10 protein-coding genes are annotated in these 17,558 nt (G+C 41.4%); 6 read left to right on the forward strand and 4 right to left on the reverse strand.

Annotation, left to right across the window (positions count from 1 at the left end; all coding sequences use genetic code 11):
• Nucleotides 1-8: 8 nt before the first annotated feature.
• The 3 genes from ACHFIY_RS09045 to ACHFIY_RS09055 form a co-directional block, all read right to left on the reverse strand.
• On the reverse strand, nucleotides 9-2,762 hold the full coding sequence (locus ACHFIY_RS09045; protein WP_410845758.1) for a T9SS type A sorting domain-containing protein: 2,754 nt from the start codon (nucleotides 2,760-2,762) through the stop codon (nucleotides 9-11).
• A gap of 241 nt (nucleotides 2,763-3,003) precedes the next feature.
• The gene (locus ACHFIY_RS09050; protein ID WP_410845759.1) at nucleotides 3,004-3,672 is read right to left on the reverse strand and encodes a response regulator transcription factor; all 669 of its coding nucleotides are present in this window, start codon (nucleotides 3,670-3,672) and stop codon (nucleotides 3,004-3,006) included.
• Nucleotides 3,673-3,725: 53 nt separating this feature from the next.
• The gene (locus ACHFIY_RS09055) at nucleotides 3,726-4,409 is read right to left on the reverse strand and encodes a helix-turn-helix transcriptional regulator (RefSeq protein ID WP_410845760.1); all 684 of its coding nucleotides are present in this window, start codon (nucleotides 4,407-4,409) and stop codon (nucleotides 3,726-3,728) included.
• Nucleotides 4,410-4,559: 150 nt separating this feature from the next.
• Between ACHFIY_RS09055 and ACHFIY_RS09060 the strand changes: the two genes are divergently transcribed.
• The 6 genes from ACHFIY_RS09060 to ACHFIY_RS09085 all read left to right on the forward strand — a co-directional run bounded on the left by ACHFIY_RS09060 (nucleotide 4,560) and on the right by ACHFIY_RS09085 (nucleotide 16,461).
• Entirely contained in the window at nucleotides 4,560-5,033 is a 474-nt protein-coding gene (locus ACHFIY_RS09060) for a hypothetical protein (protein WP_410845761.1), read from the forward strand.
• A gap of 565 nt (nucleotides 5,034-5,598) precedes the next feature.
• Nucleotides 5,599-12,135, forward strand: coding sequence for an IPT/TIG domain-containing protein (locus ACHFIY_RS09065; RefSeq protein ID WP_410845762.1), 6,537 nt, complete (start codon nucleotides 5,599-5,601; stop codon nucleotides 12,133-12,135).
• A gap of 158 nt (nucleotides 12,136-12,293) precedes the next feature.
• Nucleotides 12,294-12,926, forward strand: a complete 633-nt coding sequence (locus ACHFIY_RS09070; protein ID WP_410845763.1) for a 4'-phosphopantetheinyl transferase family protein — start codon at nucleotides 12,294-12,296, stop codon at nucleotides 12,924-12,926.
• A gap of 121 nt (nucleotides 12,927-13,047) precedes the next feature.
• A complete protein-coding gene (locus tag ACHFIY_RS09075) occupies nucleotides 13,048-13,797 on the forward strand; it encodes a L,D-transpeptidase family protein (RefSeq protein ID WP_410845764.1) in 750 nt (249 codons plus the stop codon).
• An 88-nt stretch (nucleotides 13,798-13,885) separates the two neighbouring features.
• Nucleotides 13,886-16,033, forward strand: coding sequence for a hybrid sensor histidine kinase/response regulator (locus tag ACHFIY_RS09080; protein ID WP_410845765.1), 2,148 nt, complete (start codon nucleotides 13,886-13,888; stop codon nucleotides 16,031-16,033).
• A 35-nt stretch (nucleotides 16,034-16,068) separates the two neighbouring features.
• The gene (locus ACHFIY_RS09085) at nucleotides 16,069-16,461 is read left to right on the forward strand and encodes a response regulator (protein ID WP_410845766.1); all 393 of its coding nucleotides are present in this window, start codon (nucleotides 16,069-16,071) and stop codon (nucleotides 16,459-16,461) included.
• Nucleotides 16,462-16,686: 225 nt separating this feature from the next.
• On the opposite strand, the gene ACHFIY_RS09090 is transcribed toward ACHFIY_RS09085, so the two are convergent.
• The gene (locus tag ACHFIY_RS09090) at nucleotides 16,687-17,490 is read right to left on the reverse strand and encodes a DUF4249 domain-containing protein (protein ID WP_410845767.1); all 804 of its coding nucleotides are present in this window, start codon (nucleotides 17,488-17,490) and stop codon (nucleotides 16,687-16,689) included.
• Nucleotides 17,491-17,558 lie beyond the last annotated feature (68 nt).

Below are 17,558 nucleotides of genomic sequence, written 5' to 3' on the forward strand. Positions count from 1 at the left end.
AATCACCTCTATTCCACCACCAGTTTACTATTATAGCTTGCGCCCTTTGTTTGCATTGTTACCGTGTAAGTGCCTGCTGTTAAATGAAGTATAGGCAGGGCATAGCTATTGTAAGTGCCGCCCTTCAATTCCTTGGCCAATACTTTTTGCCCCGAAGCATTATATACGGCTATTGATACCGAAGAAACTGCTTGGTTAAAATGCAGCACGGCATAGTCTTTGGCAGGGTTGGGGTAAATGGATAATGGATAATGGGCAATTGGTAAGTTTACCTCTATTATTTTGCTATAAGCAAAGCTGCCGTCTTTGTCCTGCATTTTCAGGCGGTAAGCCCCTAGTCCCTGAAGGGGTGCGATATCTATAAAAGCATAACTATTATCCCCGCTTCCCTTTGCTCGTACACTGCCTATTGGTGCAAATGCTTTGCCATCGCTGCTGCATTCTATAGCAAAAGATTGAGTATTTACTTCGTTGGCGGTTTGCCATTGCAGGTTTACTGCGTTGTTGCCCACAGTGGCAGCAAACGCAACAAGTTTTAGTGGCGTAGGTATGCCACTGCCATAGTAAGCCCACCATGTGCGACCGCCAGTGCTTTCTGGCAATTGGGTAGCGATAAAAACCCTTCCAGATGCCTTGTCGGCATACACGCAGTTGATGGGCCTGGGGGCAGCCAAGGCACTGGTGCCAAGCTCGCTAAATGTGATGCCGTCCCATTTTGCTACATAATAATGCATATCGCTGTTTAGGAAATCGCCTGCGGCATATACATTGTCATTGGCATCAATAGATAAGCTATAACCATAAAAGGTATAAATGGCAGTTTCGTGGTGAATATCCCCAATCCTTTTCCAGCTGCTGCCGTCCCATTTGGCTATATAACTATTTCCGTTGCTGTTGGTAAAGCCCCCTATTGCATATAAGTTCCCCTTTGAATCGCATTGTATGCTTTGGATAGGATTGTTAGCGGCAAGGGCATTTAGCCCCCCAAGCTCGCTCCATTTGCTGCCGTCCCATTCTGCTACATAATAATTTTGATTACTATTGTAAAATGCACCAGCTGCATACACATTCCCATTGGCATCGCTGCATATAGTTAAAATTGAACCGTTATCCTTGTCAAGGCCGATGTAACCTCCTAGTATGGTTCTGGTACCCAGTATTGCCCACTGCGCCCCGTCCCATTTTGCCACCCCTTGCCTAATAAGGGTATCCTTGAAGTGAAGGCTGTCTTTAAAACCCCCAGCAGCATACATGTTCCCTTTTGCATCCGTGTACATGCATGTGATTGCCCCGTTTGGCACAGTGCAGTTGGTCCCCGCTACCTCTGCCCAATTAGTGCCGTCCCATTTTATTAAAAAATTATAAGTATTAGACTGGGCATTTTTGTAACCAGAGGCATACAAATTGCCTATTGAGTCATTACAAAGGGAATTGATAAAAGTACCCGCTAGTGAATAGCCATTAAAGCTTTTCAACTCTCCCCAGGTGTCACCGTCCCATTTTGATATATAGTTTTGTCTTTTGCTATTGGTAAAAGTGCCTGCTGTATAAACATTGCCCTTTGTATCGCTGCTTATTTTATAAATAGGGGCATTGGCTGTACTGCTGCCTACGCCATCGGCTTCGGCCCAGTTGTTACGATCCCATTTCACTACAATGGAAGAGGAATTATATTTATTAGTTAAATTAATATAGACCCTGCCAAATGAATCGGCAGCTATATTAGAAACAATCTCTCCTCCGAGAGAAATGGAATCCAAGTTCCCTATTTTATCCCATGTGACACCGTTCCACTTGGCTACCCCATTTGCATAATCCAAAACACCTGCTGCATAAACATTACTCTTTACATCTGTGCATATAAAGGGGCTCCCGCCATTGGTTGTATTAAGGCCACTTAACCCATACCATCTTTTGCCATCCCATTTAGATACATAATACTGCCCACTACTGTCGCTAAAGTGCCCAGAGGCATATACTATACCTTTTAAGTCGGTACAGTATGCGCTAACAGTGGCATTCTTAAAAAAGCCGCTGCTTATTACGCCCCAACTGCTGCCATCCCATTTCATTACATAGTTTACCCCATTGCTCCCTAAATAAATATATACGTTGCCCTTTGTATCGCTCCACAGATAATTCAAGCTACTAGCACCAAATAAGTTTGTACCACCAAATTCGCTCCAGCTGCTCCCATCCCATTTTGCTAAGTAATAAGGGTTGCCTGTGCTTTTATTTAAAAAACTACCCATTACATACACATTACCTTTCGTGTCGGCACATATATTTCTGATGCCAAGTGTTGTGTCATTTATACGATGGTCACCAAGTTCGCTCCAAGTAGTGCCATCCCATTTTGCTACGCCTATATTTCCACTGCTTGTGGCTATAAACAGGTTACCAGCAGTATCAAAACAACTAATCGACCCAGTACTAAAACCAAGCCGCTTACTGGAGCTGTCCCCTACCCTGCTCCAATGATTGCTATCCCATTTCCCAATGCCAAAAGATGGGTTATCTTGATTAAAATATCCAAAACCATACACATTTCCTTGGTAGTCGCTCGTTAAGCTCTCCACAAACCCACCATTGGATGCAAGGCTCTTATCTACCGGGCCAATATGATTCCATTGCGCATGTGCAGGGCTTGCAAAACCCGCATAAAACAAAACAAAGGCAGATAACAATAGGTTATGTAATGTGCTAACGTTTTTTGCAAACATGAAAAATGAACTTGGTATTTTAAAAAGGACATTTTTCATGTTAGTGATAATTTAAAAGTATGTATGTGTTTTTTTAATGATTGCTTTTACTTGCTGATAAAACTCGCTTCTAGGTGGTCAAAACTAACGCTTATTAGAGGTAAGTGTTGTTTCCTGCATTTGCAAGGAATTGTGCTTAGTGGTAAATCGAGCAAAAACAAAGCCAAAATTGCTTTTTATGTGGTTGAATAAGTAGTAAGTTCAACTTCCCGAAAGTTTTGAACTTTAAGGAAGTTAGCACTTATATCAAATCGAAAGCCTGTGCAAACTGGCACAGTTCATAGTAATCAGTAGCATTTAATTTTCGCCGGATATTTTTTCGGTGCGTTTCCACTGTGCCAAGGGCTAGGAAGAGTTCTGCGGCTGTTTCTGCTGAGCTTTTGCCCAACGCCATTAGTGTCAATACCAAGCGTTCCCGTTTGCTTAGTTGAGAAAACAGGTGTATATTTTTACGGCGGAAATTGTTTTCTTGTAAAATGCGTTCCACTTTTGTTGTAATTTGCTGCATGGGATCCACCTTAAATACCATATTGATGGTTAGTAGGGGAAGCCCGTCATCATCGCGCATCAATATTTTCATAGTGCCGATGTGCCAAGTCCAATCTTGGCTGCCGTTTATTTTTACCTGTTGGAAAAAGGTAATGTTTTCATCCGTATTACTATCTATCATTTTATGTAGTTTTGGTTCATATTCCTTTGCATCTTCCAGGTTGAAATATTTTTCTGTGTATTCCCACAAGGTATAGTTACGGAACGTTTCTAAGGTAATGCCTAGCTGGGCCAGCCCGCTGGGCGACATATACTCCAAGCTAAAGCCTGGCATGCGGTGTATGATAATAACGCCCGGCAGCAAGTTTGCCACCTCATTTATTTGTTCAATCCTGTCTTTTATTTTTTGTTCAATATCCATTTTGGGTAGTTTTATAAATAGTTCTAAGTTTTGAACTTTCGGAAAGTTGGCATCTAAATCAAATCAAAAGCCCTTGCAAACTGGCTCAGTTCGTAATAATCGCTGGTATCCAATTTCCTCCTAATATTTTTTCGGTGCGTTTCCACGGTGCCAAGGGCAAGGAAGAGTTCTGCGGCTGTTTCCGCCGAGCTTTTTCCCAATGCCATCAGCTTTAGTATGTCGCATTCCCGCTTGCTAAGGCTGGAAAACAGGTGGAAATTCTTCCGCAAAAAATTATTTTCGGTTAATAGTCTAGCAGCTTTGGCCGTCATGTGGTGCATGGCATCTATAGGCAAAGCCAGCGTGATGGTTAACAAGGGCTTACCTGTACCATCGTGTGCCAGTATTTTAGTACTAGACATATACCAGTTAAAATCTTCGTGAATACGAAAACGCACTTGTTGGAAATAAGTGCAAAAATCGTCATCATCATTTCGTTCAAGCAGCCCTAATATTTTAGGGGTTGCTTCATCGGTGTCTTCGCTATTAAAATAACGCCCAAAATATTCGGCAGACGTTATGCTGGTGATTTCTTCTAGGGTTACCCCTAAATGTACCAACCCCCGCTTGCACATCCACGCTACCGACCAGTCCCTCAGGTCGTGGATGATGGAAACGCCCGGTAGCTTATCGGCAACTACATCAATCTCGGCAATACTTCTGGCTATTATGCTTTCAATTCCGGTTTCAGTCATCATAAATCAGTTTGGTGGCTAAATTATATATTTAATTTGAAAAATATTTTAGATTTATTATAAAAATACCCGTAACCGGGTATTTTTTTCAACTTTTTTTGTATGTTATTTGCATGGTAAATATAATTAACATTTAAAACTAAAAAACAACGAATGAGAACAAGACGAAACACCGTTTTTATGGCCATGGCATTGGCTACAACAGGTTTTTTCGCCTGCTCCAAAGACTCTACACCGGGCACATCAGGCCCAAGCGTAAACCAAGCAACTTTTGATGGCAGCACAGTTGATTTCTCGACTGTTACAACTGGCACGTTATCTAGCAAAAACCTAGTTTTTTATGGCGTCAGTGGTGTGCAAGGCACTACCTCGCTTAGCTTAGGATTGGCATCGTTGAAAGCCTTGAAAACAGGCACTTATTCTAGTGCCGACACTACGCTTAGCAGTTTTTATATTTATAGCCGTATCAATGGCAAAAAATACAGCAGCCACTACAGCGACAACAATACCATCACGCTAACTGCCATCGACTCTGCTTCGGCTTCTTTTGCAGGCAGCTATAGTGCTAAATTGTATGCTGACAGCAGCAACGTTGCTAAAACCATTACAGGTACATTTAAAAAATAAAAGGCAGTCGCAATCTAAATTACAAGAAAACCCCGCTTGTAGCGGGGCTTTTTTCTTTATAGAGTAAAGCAAAAAGTCTTACCATTCTTTTGCAGAAAATACAAAAAAGAGGCTGGCAATCTAATGCTAATCCTCTTTTTTATGTATTTAATGAATCATTCGTCAAAATATTTTGCTTGCATCACTTGTAATAATTTTTTTGCAATAAAATAAAATATTGCAATATTTTTATTACAACCTTGCAATAAAAATTTACGAATAAATACAATTATTACAAAAAAATTATTACAACTTGATTAAGGTGCAAGCATTGCTAAAAAATATTGGCACTTGGGAATAGGATAATTCTGACGCATTGCCTTGCCATTAATTAGGTTAGGCCTTTAACTAAAACTGCATTTTCAAAACACTTTAAATTTATTCAAAAAATACCCATAACCGGGTATTTTTTTTAACTTTTTTTTGTATTGTTTTGTAGCGAAAAATATTAAGCACTGAAACAAAGAAATAAAACAGGTTTTAATTTTTTCAAATACTTTTTTAATCAAACCACAAAACTCATTTTATGACCAATTTATTATTGCCCCGCTCGCTAAAATCGGCAGCGTTGGTTGCTATTTTCTATTTTTTGTTAATGTTTGGTTCAACAAAAACCCAAGCACAATGGACCGAACTGGGCGGCACGAATACTTCTACTTTTAATAATAACATTTGGGGGCGTATTACTACCGATGCCAACGGCAATGTGTATGCGGCGGGCTTATTTACCAACGCAAATGGCAAATACTATGTAGCCAAATGGAATGGTAGTGCTTGGAGTGAATTAGGCGGCACGAATGCTTCTACTTTTAATAACCCTATATACAGTATTGTCACCGATGGAAACGGGAATGTATATGCTGGGGGGTTATTTACTAATGCAAATGGCAAATACTATGTAGCCAAATGGAATGGAAGTGCTTGGAGTGAGCTGGGTGGTGCAAATGCTTCTACTTTTAATAGTACTATTTACAGTCTTGCTGCTGATGGCAATAGTAATATATATGCTGGCGGAGATTTTCGCAACGGAAGTAGTAAATCTTATATAGCCAAATGGAACGGTAGCAGTTGGAGTGAACTGGGCGGTACAAATACTTCTACTTTTAATAATATTACTTACAGTATCGCCACTGATGGCAACAGCAATGTTTATGCCGGAGGCAGTTTTCGGAACGGCAGTAGCAAATATTATGTAGCCAAATGGAACGGTAATGCATGGAGTGAACTTGGCGGCACGAATGCCTCTACTTTTAATAATGTTATTTGGAGCATTGCCACCGATGCAAGCGGTAATGTATATGCTGGTGGCGCGTTTACCAACGGGAACCTCAAGAACTATATGGCCAAATGGAATGGAAGCAGTTGGAGTGAAGTAGGTGGCACAAATAATTCTACTTTTAATAGCGGCGTTATTTGGAGTATTGCCACAGATGGTAGTGGTAATATATATATTGGGGGAGATTTGCAGAATGGCAGTAATAAGTATTATGTAGCCAAATGGGACGGAAGTGCCTGGAGTGAATTAGGCGGCACAAACACTTCTAAATTTAATAGTTATATCAAAAACATTGCCACCGATGCCAACGGGAATGTATACGCTGGGGGCGATTTTAAAAATACAAATGGCAAGTATTATATAGCCAAATACGCTGCCCCCACTAGTCCTACAATTGTCTCCTTCACTCCAACGACAGCCGGCACTGGCACAACCGTAACGATAACAGGCGCAAACTTTACAGGTGCAACGACCGTTAGTTTTGGCGGCACTGGAGCCACTTCTTTTACAGTTGTTAATGCCACAACTATTACAGCATTAGTAGGAAGTGGGGCAAGTGGCAGTGTAAGTGTTACTACTGGTGGCGGCACAGCAACCAAAACTGGGTTTACTTATATAGCAGCACCAACTATTACTTCCTTCACCCCAACAATAGCCAGCACAGGAACAACAGTAACCCTAACAGGTACTAATTTTACTGGAGCAACGGCGGTAAGTTTTGGGGGTACGGCAGCTACATCTTTTACAGTTGCTAATGCTACAACTATTACGGCTGTAGTAGGTAGTGGTGCAAGTGGTAGCGTAAGTGTAACTACTGGTGGTGGAACGGCAACCAAAACTGGTTTTAATTTTAGTAATCTTCCTAGTATTAGCTACCTAGGTGGTGCAAAAAACTATATAGTAGGTACAAGTATTACGGCACTTACTCCTACCAATACTGGCGCAGCAGTATTGCCATTGGTTTCAACTTTAGCAGGTAGTGGTACACAAGGTGCTACAGATGCCACAGGCATTGGAGCGAGTTTTAAATATCCTGTTGGCGTAGCTACAGATGCTGCTGGCAATATATATGTGGGTGATAACAACAATAATAAGATACGCAAAGTTAGCCCAGCTGGCGTGGTAAGTACTTTTGCAGGCAGCGGTGCGCAAGGTGCAGTTGATGGAAATGGTATTTTAGCGAGCTTCTTTAACCCTAATGGGGTAGCAGTAGATGCTGTTGGGTATGTTTATGTGGCAGATGGTGGGAGCAATAAAATACGCAAGATAAGCCCAGCTGGCGTAGTAAGTACACTGGCGGGTAGCGGTGCACAGGGTGCTGCCGACGGTAGTGGTAGTACTGCCAGTTTTTATAATCCAGATGGGGTTGCAGTAGATGCGGCAGGCAATGTATATGTAGCAGATTGGGGCAATAATAAGATACGCAAGATAACACCGGCAGGCATAGTAAGTACCTTGGCAGGCAACGGTACGCAGGGTGGTGTGGATGGAAATGGTAGTGTTGCAAGTTTTAGCCATCCTTATAACTTAGCGTTGGATGCTGCTGGCTATGTGTATGTTGCAGATTTTTACAATAATAAAATAAGGAAGGTAAGCCCAGCAGGCGTAGTAACTACTTTGGCGGGCAGTGGCACGCAAGGTGCTGCTGATGGCACAGGTAATGCGGCAACATTTTATAATCCTGCTGGAGTAGTGGTAGATAATGCTGGGAATGTGTACGTTACTGATCAGTTAAATCAAAAAATACGCAAGGTTACAGCAGCAGGTGTAGTAACTACTTTGGCAGGCAATGGTGCACAAGGTGCTACAGATGGTGCAGGGAGCGTGGCAAGTTTCTGGGGTTCTAATGGCATAGCCTTAGATGCAACAGGCAATTTATACATAGGGGATACTTATAATCATAAGATACGGAAAGTGGGTCTTGGCTATTCAATAAGCCCACTACTTCCCGCAGGCTTGGTGTTTGATGGTGCTACTGGCACCATAAGTGGCACGCCAACACTGGCAACTGCTGCTACAACTTATACCATTACAGCCAGTAATGCAAGTGGTAGTGGCACTACTACGGTGAGTATAGCGACTATTGGTGTACCTACCATTACTTCTTTTGCTCCAACAACAGGCAATACAGGCTCTACCATAACTATAAAAGGTACAGCTTTCACAGGGGCATCAGCGGTGAGTTTTGGTAGTGCCGCAGCAAGCAGTTACACCGTGGTAAACGATAGCACCATTACAGCAGTAGTTGGTACAGGTACAAGTGGTAGTGCAAGCGTAACCACTACTGGCGGCACGGCAAGTGTGGCAGGGTTTGTTTACAACAATAGCATCACAATTTGGACTGAACTAGGCGGCACGAATAGTTCTCCCTTCACTGCTTCTATTTTCAATCTCAACACAGATGCAAGCGGCAATATATATACAGTAAATACAGTAAGTTCTACCAACTCAAATAACTATGTAGCCAAATGGGATGGCAGCAGTTGGAGCGAGCTTGGGGGAGCCAATGCCTCTACTTTTAATGGTGGCATTTTCAAAATCGCATTTGATGGCAGCGGCAATCTATATGCAGTGGGCAGTTTTACCAATGCAAATGGCAGGCCTTATGTAGCCAAATGGAACGGTAGCAGCTGGAGTGAACTGGGTGGCACGAACACTTCCACTTTTAATAGTTTTATTAGGAATGTTGCCATCGATGGCAGCGGCAATGTATATGTTGGCGGCCGATTTACAAACGGTAATGGCAAGCGTTATATGGCTAAATGGAACGGTAGTGCCTGGAGCGAAGTTGGCGGCACCAATGCCTCTACTTTTAATAATGATATTGTTACCATTATTACCAATGCTGGCAATGTATATGCTGGTGGCTATTTTACTAATGGCAATGGCAAGGAATATGTTGCTAAATGGGACGGTAGCAGCTGGGGTGAATTAGGCGGTACCAATGCCTCTACTTTTAATAACGGCATTTGGAATATGACCAACGATGGCAGTGGCAATATATATGCTGGTGGCCTATATACCAACTTGAATGGCAAAAACTATGTAGCTAAATGGAACGGTAGTGCATGGAGCGAACTCGGCGGAACGGACGCCTCCACTTTTAATAATTATATTTATAATATCACCCTTGATAATAGCGGGAATATTTATGCCATGGGCTATTTTACCAATACAAACAGCTATAGATACGTAGCCAAATGGAACGGCAGCAACTGGAGCGAACTTGGCGGCGCCAATGCTTCTACTTTTAATAGTGACATTAGGATTATGCTCATTGATGGCAAAGGCAACATACATGTTGCAGGCGGTTTTACAAACGGGAATGGCAAATATTATGTAGCCAAATATGCTAATACCACTAACCCTGTTATCACCTCCTTTACACCAATAACAGCAGGTACAGGCGCAACAGTAACCATAACAGGTATTAATTTTACAGGTGCAAGTGCCGTAAGTTTTGGTGGCACAGCAGCGAGTTCTTATTCGGTTGTAAATGCAACTACTATTACAGCAGTTGTAGGTGCAGGTGCAAGTGGCAGTGTAAGTGTAACTACTAGTGGCGGTACTGCAACTAAAACAGGGTTTAGTTTTTGTACTGCACCAGTTACCAAACCCGTTAGTTTTGTAAGTTGCAGCAGCGTGGTGTATAAAACAAAAACCTATACCACCAGCACAGTAGTAAGGGATACGGCGAAAAGCGTAGGCGGTTGCGACAGTATTTATAATGTTGCCACGATAACCATTTCGCCAATAATAGCGGTGAGCAAACCACTAACTTATGCAAGTTGCAGCAGCGTGGTATACAAAACAAAAACTTATACCACCAGCACAGTAGTAAGAGATACGGTGAAAAGCGTAGGCGGCTGCGACAGTATTTATAACGTTGCTACCATCACCATCACACCAATCACAATGGTTACGAAACCAGTGGCTTATGCAAGTTGCAGCAGCGTGGTATATAAAACAAAAACCTACACCACCAGCACAGTGGTGCGGGATACAGTGAAAAGCGTTGGCAGCTGCGATAGTATTTACAATGTGGCAACGATAACCATCACGCCAATAATAACAGTGAGCAAACCAGTGGCTTATGCAAGTTGTAGCAGCGTGGTTTATAAAACAAAAACTTATACTACCAGCACAGTAGTAAGGGATACGGTGAAAAGCGTAGGCGGCTGCGACAGTATTTATAATGTTGCCACTATCACCATTACTCCAATAGTAGCGGTAAGCAAACCAGTTACTTACACAAGTTGCAGCAGCGTAGTGTACAAAACAAAAACATATACTACAAGCACTGTAGTGCGAGATACGGTGAAAAGCGTGGGCGGCTGCGACAGTATTTATAACGTTGCTACCATCACCATCACCATCACACCAATCACAATGGTTACGAAACCAGTGGCTTATGCAAGTTGCAGCAGCGTGGTGTACAAAACAAAAACCTATACCTCCAGCACGGTGGTGCGGGATACGGTGAAAAGCGTAGGCGGCTGCGACAGTATTTATAACGTTGCTACCATCACCATCACACCAATCACAATGGTTACGAAACCAGTGGCTTATGCAAGTTGCAGCAGCGTGGTGTACAAAACAAAAACCTATACCACCAGCACAGTGGTGCGGGATACGGTGAAAAGCGTAGGCGGTTGCGACAGCGTTTACAATGTGGCAACCATTACCATCACGCCAATAACGCCAACCACCATCAGCACGCCACTATCTAGTTGCAGCAGCTTGGTGTACAATGGCATTACTTATACATCCAGCACCGTAAGGAGAGACACGACCAAAAGCGTTGGCGGTTGCGATAGCATTTATAAGGTAGCCACCATCACCATAAATACAAAACCCAATTTGGGCAATGATACCACGGTGTCTGTTTGTGCAGGTTCTACAAGAAGTGTCAGTACCTTATACAACACAGCAGGATACACAACAGTTACATGGTCGGTTGTCAACCCGGCAGCAGTAGGTGCTGGTAAGGATACTTTGTATGTAACGAACAGTGGTGGTTGCAAGGATACGGCCGTTGTTACGGTAAACAGTGCCGCACTACCTACTATACCAGCCATTACAAAAACAGGTAATACCACATTCTGTTTAAATGATAGCTTGTTGCTAAACAATACAGCTACGGGCAGCTTGCAATGGCTGAGGAACAATAGTGCTATTAAAAATGCCACTGCCGCCAAATATGTAACCAAAGTGTCTGGTACTTTCCGCTTAAAAGTTACCAATGCGGCGGGCTGCTCGGCAGTCTCAGCCGACTCTGTTGTGGCCACAATGGTGCAGGTAAACAAGCCGACTATATCGCTGGTAAACGACACTTTGATTTCCTCGTCAGCTATTGGCAACCAGTGGTATGCAAGCAGCGTGGCTATACCAGGGGCAACGGGCATCAACTATGCCCCTTCCGATTTGGACATATATACATTACAGGTTAGCAGTGGTGGTTGCAAATCGCCATTCTCCGATCCGTTTGTTTATTATGCCAATACCTCATCCTTGTTGTATGCCGCTAATATTGCAGACTTTGGTGGCTTACAGGCTAAGTTGTACCCTAACCCATCTTATGGTACCGCCTTCTTGCAACTAAGTGGCGTGAAAACTGCCATCAAAGTAATGGTTACCAATATTTTGGGCAAGGTTGTTTACCGTTGCGATGTAAGCAAAGATGGCAAGATTGCCCTTCCAGCCAGTTCGCTGGCACAAGGGGCTTATTTTGTTTCCATTGCTACAGGCACTACCAATAGGCAACTTAAATGGATAAATGCCAAATAAGGTAAGAAGCAAAGTATTTAGTTTTGTATTTTATAAAAATCAGCACCCCGGAATTCCGGGGTGCTGATTTTTTTTGTAGTTATTTTCCTTTTCAAACTTCCCGAAAGTTCAAAACTTTCGGGAAGTTAAAAGTCAACTAAAAAACAGAGATTTGCATAATGCCTTTGTTTTATCAGCAAGATATTAGTGCCACTACCCGGCTGGCTATCTGGAAAATAGAAGAGCCAGAAGCCTTTTTCTTGGGCTATGTGCCATTGCAAAATGCCATTACCCACCCACACAAACGCTTGCAGCATTTGGCTGGCAGGTATTTGCTGCAATACTTGTTCCCCGATTTTCCGATACATGCCATACAAATTGCAGATACCCGAAAACCATTTTTGCAAGACGAGCAATATCACTTTTCCATTTCTCATTGTGGCGATTATGCCGCTGCTATTGTTAGTTCTTCCGAAAGGATTGGCATTGACATAGAAATAAAACGCCCCACTGTGGCCAAAGTGGCGCATAAGTTTTTGCACGAGGAGGAAATAAATGGTTTGCAAGCATATACCAGCGAACCGCAAGTGCTAGAGGCACTTACCGTGCTTTGGTGCGGCAAGGAAGCAATATACAAATGGTGGGGAAATGGGGAAGTTGACTTTAGGAAAATGATAAGGATAGATGATTTTACCTTTGGCAACAATGGTGTTTTGGCTGGGAGGTTCATTAAAAATGGCAATGTATTTCCGCTCTCATTAAGTTATGAAGCATTTGGGCAGCTTTGCATGGTATGGCTGCAAAGCAAATAGTAGAATTCCTAATTTATACTTCATAATTCTGCTCTGTGCCTTAGTGGCAAAAAAACTTTCTTTGTCTATTGTTGATTTTTATCATTTTTTTTGTTCGCTATTATATATATTTTCGCCATTTATGAAATATTTGTTTACTGTTTTGTTGCTTTTTTCATTTTATTGTCGGTTGCAAGCCCAAAATTTTGTAATGCAGCAACGGAGCAATATGCGTGCTGCCCTTGCCTTTTACGACAAGGAAGACACACTAAAAAAACAATTTGAAAAAGCTGGCCTGCAGTGGCCTGCCAAGCAGATATATATCCGCAGCTTTAAATACGATAGCCAATTGGAAGTATGGGTACGCAATAGTAGCAAAGAGGCATACAAGTTGTTTAAAACCTATAAAGTATGTGCATTAAGCGGTGCATTGGGGCCTAAGCGTGTAGAGGGCGACTACCAAGTACCCGAAGGGTTCTATTACATAAATGAGTTTAAACCCACTAGTAATTATCATTTGGCATTGGGTTTGAACTATCCAAACGCATCAGATGCCATGCTTAGCGATTCTGTAAAGCCAGGCGGCGACATTTATATCCATGGCAGTTGCATTACCGTTGGTTGTATCCCTATTCAGAATGAACAAATTGAAGAAGTGTATATAATGGCTGCTTATGCAAAAAGCTATGGGATGGATTTTATACCCGTGCATATTTTCCCAGTGAGGTATAATGTACCCAAAAGTGTGGATTATTTTTTGAAAGTGAGCAATGAAGACAAAATGTACCAGAAATTTGCCATCAACATAAAAGAAGTATTCGACTATTTTGAGCTTCACAAAAAGCTTCCCATTATATCAATTAATAAAAAAGGGGAATATGTAGTGTTCTAAATGTTTTTTTCTATATTTACTAGCATTTTTAAACTGTATTGTTTTTTCTAAACGTTTACACAGATTATTTAATCTCTTACTTTTTTTTATGGCTGCGCTACCTAAATCGAAATTGTCTGCCTCTAATATTGTGCTGCTTGTTGTTTGCCTAATGGTTATCATAGCCGTTTTGTTACTGAATATTTTCAATACCAAGAACTTAGCACAAATTAGGACTTACATCAACAGCCTTAGCAACGACAATAGCAGCGTGGCTGTGCTTAGGAGTACGAGTACAGAGCTATTGGAAGCAGAAAATGCTTACAGGCTTTACCTCAGCACAAAAGATACATTGTATAGCAACAAGTATTTGAGTCATATTGTAGCTTGCGTAAGTGATTTACGCTCATTGCAAACAGGCAGCGATACTGCCGGGGTCGCTACCATTATTGCTGGCATTGAGCAGAAAATTCAAATTTCTGATGGCATAGACCTTTTAAAACGCATTTCAGATTCCATAAGCGTAAGCAAAATACATCTTGGCAACAATGGTTTTTATATCAACCCTTATTGGTACAGGATGTCTAACAACTCATTGCTAAAAGGGTACGACAGCCTGATGCAGCAAACAGATGCCACCCAAACAAACGGAAGTAGGAAAAAGGCTTTCCTTAAAAAACTGGGCGATATTTTTGCCAATAAAGAAGAAACAGCCCCTGCTGCGGCCACTAATACAACTACCTACACTAGGGAAAACAAATATGACCAGTCGCAACAAGATATAGATGATTTTTATAAAGGCCAGTTCAACGAGTTTTTGCTGAAAACGAAGATGGATGAAAATGAAAAAGCCTTGGCAGAAGTAAATTTAGTAATCCAGTACCAAGTTAGCGACGCATTAAAAAAACTACTGGGCATAGAGCAAGAGTCGGGCAAGCAAAAAGAAGACAAAGTATTGGAAATGGCAAGGGGCGCCAAGGAAACGGTGAAATTTTTGTCATGGGGTTCTTATATTATCATTATATGCGTGGTAATTGTATTGATTTTTAATGTGCGCAAAAGCCTGTTGTACGAAAAGGAAATAATAGAAGCAAGGGAAGCGGCCGAAAAACTGGTAATGACCAAAAGCCGTTTTCTAAGCAACATGAGCCACGAAATAAGGAGCCCGCTTACATCTATTATTGGCTTTACGGAACAGTTGGACAATGTAGAGACTGACCCTGACAAAAAACGTTACCTGAATGCCATCCGTACCTCATCAGATCATTTGCTTACCACGGTGAATGATATATTAGATTTTTCAAAATTAGATGCCGGTAAGTTATCCCTTAGCTCGCAACCATTCAATATTAAAAAGGTGGTGGACGAAGTACTTTATGCTTTCTCCGTTTCTGCAGAAAAGAAAGGCATACAAATGCAATCTGATATTCAATTAGATGATGATTTACTGGTAACGGGCGATGCTTTCAGGCTAAAACAGATATTGTTCAACCTTACTAGCAATGCCATCAAATTTACCGAGCATGGCAAGGTGAAAATTATGGTGAAAAGCCTAAGCAGGACAGAAAGGGATATTGTGGTAAAAATAGATGTGCAAGACTCGGGCGTAGGTATACCAGAAGACCAACTGGAATTTATTTTCCAAGAATTTGCACAGGCTTCTAATACTAAAAGTGGTGGCAGGAGGGCTATCCGTGGCACTGGTCTTGGCTTGGCTATTTGTAAGATGCTGGTAGAGCTACAAGGCGGTAAAATAGGTGTGAAAAGCGAACTGAACATCGGCTCGGTATTTAGCATCACGATGCCCTATTCAACAGAGCCAGTTAAAAGACAAGCACCTGAAATAGAAGAAAGTGCCAACCTTGCCCAAACTTTTGCTGGCAAAAAAGCCTTAGTAGTTGAGGACAATGAAATGAACATTTTGTTGCTTAAACTGCTGCTAAAGAAAATGCAGATTGGATTTGACGTGGCCAAAGATGGAGAGGAAGGAATGAAATTATTTGAAAACAATTACTACGATATTGTGCTTACAGACATTAATATACCTAAACTTACTGGTGACCAATTGGCTGGCCTAATAAGAAAAAGTCATGATACCAGAAAAGCTAGGATACCAATTGTAGCATTAACAGCAAGTATTATTGGCGACAACACAGAGCAATATTTCAGGATGGGCATTAACGAGTTGCTGATAAAACCATTTAAAGAAGCAGATTTTAAAGCAGTATTGCAGCAATACCTGTTTAATAATGTATAAGTATATCTTTTGTTCGGTAATATAATGCTTAGTAAATGGAAACGGATATAAACTATATTGAAAAGAAAGCTTTGCTGGTAGAGGACAATGAAATGAACATCATGCTTTTCTCGTTCCTGCTAAAAAAAATAAAAATAAATTTTGATATAGCCCGTGATGGCGAAGAAGCAATTAGTAAGTTTAATACAACGAACTACGATATTGTACTAACAGATATTCATTTGCCAAAAATAGAAGGTGATGAACTTGCCAAGATAATACGCAAAAGTAGTGACACAGCCAAAGCAAAAACACCCATCATTGCGCTTACTGCCAGCATTCTCACCTCAGAAACGGATGCATATTTGGCTTGCGGTATTAACTATGTTTTGCTAAAGCCTTTTACCGAGGAAAAATTTAAGGCGGTTTTAAAGCAATATTTACAATAATTTCTTAATCTGCGACTAAGGCACGAAGACTCAAAAAGCACAAAGATTTAAGGGAAAAAGCAAAGAAAAGCGTGTAATTTTTTCTATTTTTAGTAGACAGGCACATAAATAGTGGCAGCCATTAATGAACGCTGTAGGCATGACATATATAACGCTAAACAACTTCGCTTGCTCTTAATTCCTAATTTATAATTCCTAAACCTACTTTCATTAATTCATTGTAATTTACTTAAATACTGCTTTTTTTATTTGCACCGTGTGCGCACTAAAATAACCCAATGCGCCATTGTTGATGTTGCTTATAGGGTTTGCAGGCGATGTAGGCTGCCCATTGGTAGGGTCTAGCCCAGCTAATTCTTTAAAATAACTATAAACCGGCTTGTCTAGGCACTGCATTTCTAGTTGAATGGTATCCCCTTTTTGTATATATGCACTATCGTTGAACAATTGGCGGGAAATATAACGACCGTCAGAAAGGCGGTCGTCAAATACATATAGCTGTTTCGATAATTTGCCATTGATAGACTGTACAAACTGGTAGGCATTGTATACACCTGATGGGTCTTGGAAATTGGGCAGGGCATTTGTAACCGAATTGCCAAAGGCAGCGTTTGTCTGGAAAGTTATAGAATCCAACAATACTTGTGCAGGCATTGTAGATGCTGCCGTGTAAGTTTTGCCGTTGGCAATCACGGTTAAATGATAAGTATGCCCGATGTCGCCTTTAGTAGCATTGGAGCTGTACACACCATTGGGCAATTCAGAAAGCATATCTGTAATACCTGTGGAGTCGTCTTTAATGGTTACGGTTGCACCTGTAACGGGTGGGTACACATTGTCTTGGGTAAAATCCACTGATTTTGCAATAGTTACTATGTATGGTCTTGCCTCGTTGGTTATGTTGCCTTCTATTACAATTTGTGGGGCTGCATCTTTTAGGTTTACCGTGATTACTTTTTTGCAAGCACTCGCCGTCATTGCAGTAAGGAAAATAAGAAAAAAATATTTTTTATTAAGTATGCGATTCATAATATGTTGAGTTATAACAGGTTTATATTTTGTCGGGACCTCCCCCCTCCTCTTTTGTTCTTACCCCC

The organism is Parasediminibacterium schistidii, from assembly GCF_046546515.1.
GTDB lineage: Bacteria > Bacteroidota > Bacteroidia > Chitinophagales > Chitinophagaceae > Parasediminibacterium.

Excerpts from the sequence above, each read along its gene's own strand:
- ACHFIY_RS09045 (WP_410845758.1), bottom strand. The coding sequence starts at position 2,762 with ATGAAAAATGTCCTTTTTAAAATACCAAGTTCATTTTTCATGTTTGCA.
- ACHFIY_RS09050 (WP_410845759.1), bottom strand. The coding sequence starts at position 3,672 with ATGGATATTGAACAAAAAATAAAAGACAGGATTGAACAAATAAATGAG.
- ACHFIY_RS09055 (WP_410845760.1), bottom strand. The coding sequence starts at position 4,409 with ATGATGACTGAAACCGGAATTGAAAGCATAATAGCCAGAAGTATTGCC.
- ACHFIY_RS09060 (WP_410845761.1), top strand. The coding sequence starts at position 4,560 with ATGAGAACAAGACGAAACACCGTTTTTATGGCCATGGCATTGGCTACA.
- ACHFIY_RS09065 (WP_410845762.1), top strand. The coding sequence starts at position 5,599 with ATGACCAATTTATTATTGCCCCGCTCGCTAAAATCGGCAGCGTTGGTT.
- ACHFIY_RS09070 (WP_410845763.1), top strand. The coding sequence starts at position 12,294 with ATGCCTTTGTTTTATCAGCAAGATATTAGTGCCACTACCCGGCTGGCT.
- ACHFIY_RS09075 (WP_410845764.1), top strand. The coding sequence starts at position 13,048 with ATGAAATATTTGTTTACTGTTTTGTTGCTTTTTTCATTTTATTGTCGG.
- ACHFIY_RS09080 (WP_410845765.1), top strand. The coding sequence starts at position 13,886 with ATGGCTGCGCTACCTAAATCGAAATTGTCTGCCTCTAATATTGTGCTG.
- ACHFIY_RS09085 (WP_410845766.1), top strand. The coding sequence starts at position 16,069 with ATGGAAACGGATATAAACTATATTGAAAAGAAAGCTTTGCTGGTAGAG.
- ACHFIY_RS09090 (WP_410845767.1), bottom strand. The coding sequence starts at position 17,490 with ATGAATCGCATACTTAATAAAAAATATTTTTTTCTTATTTTCCTTACT.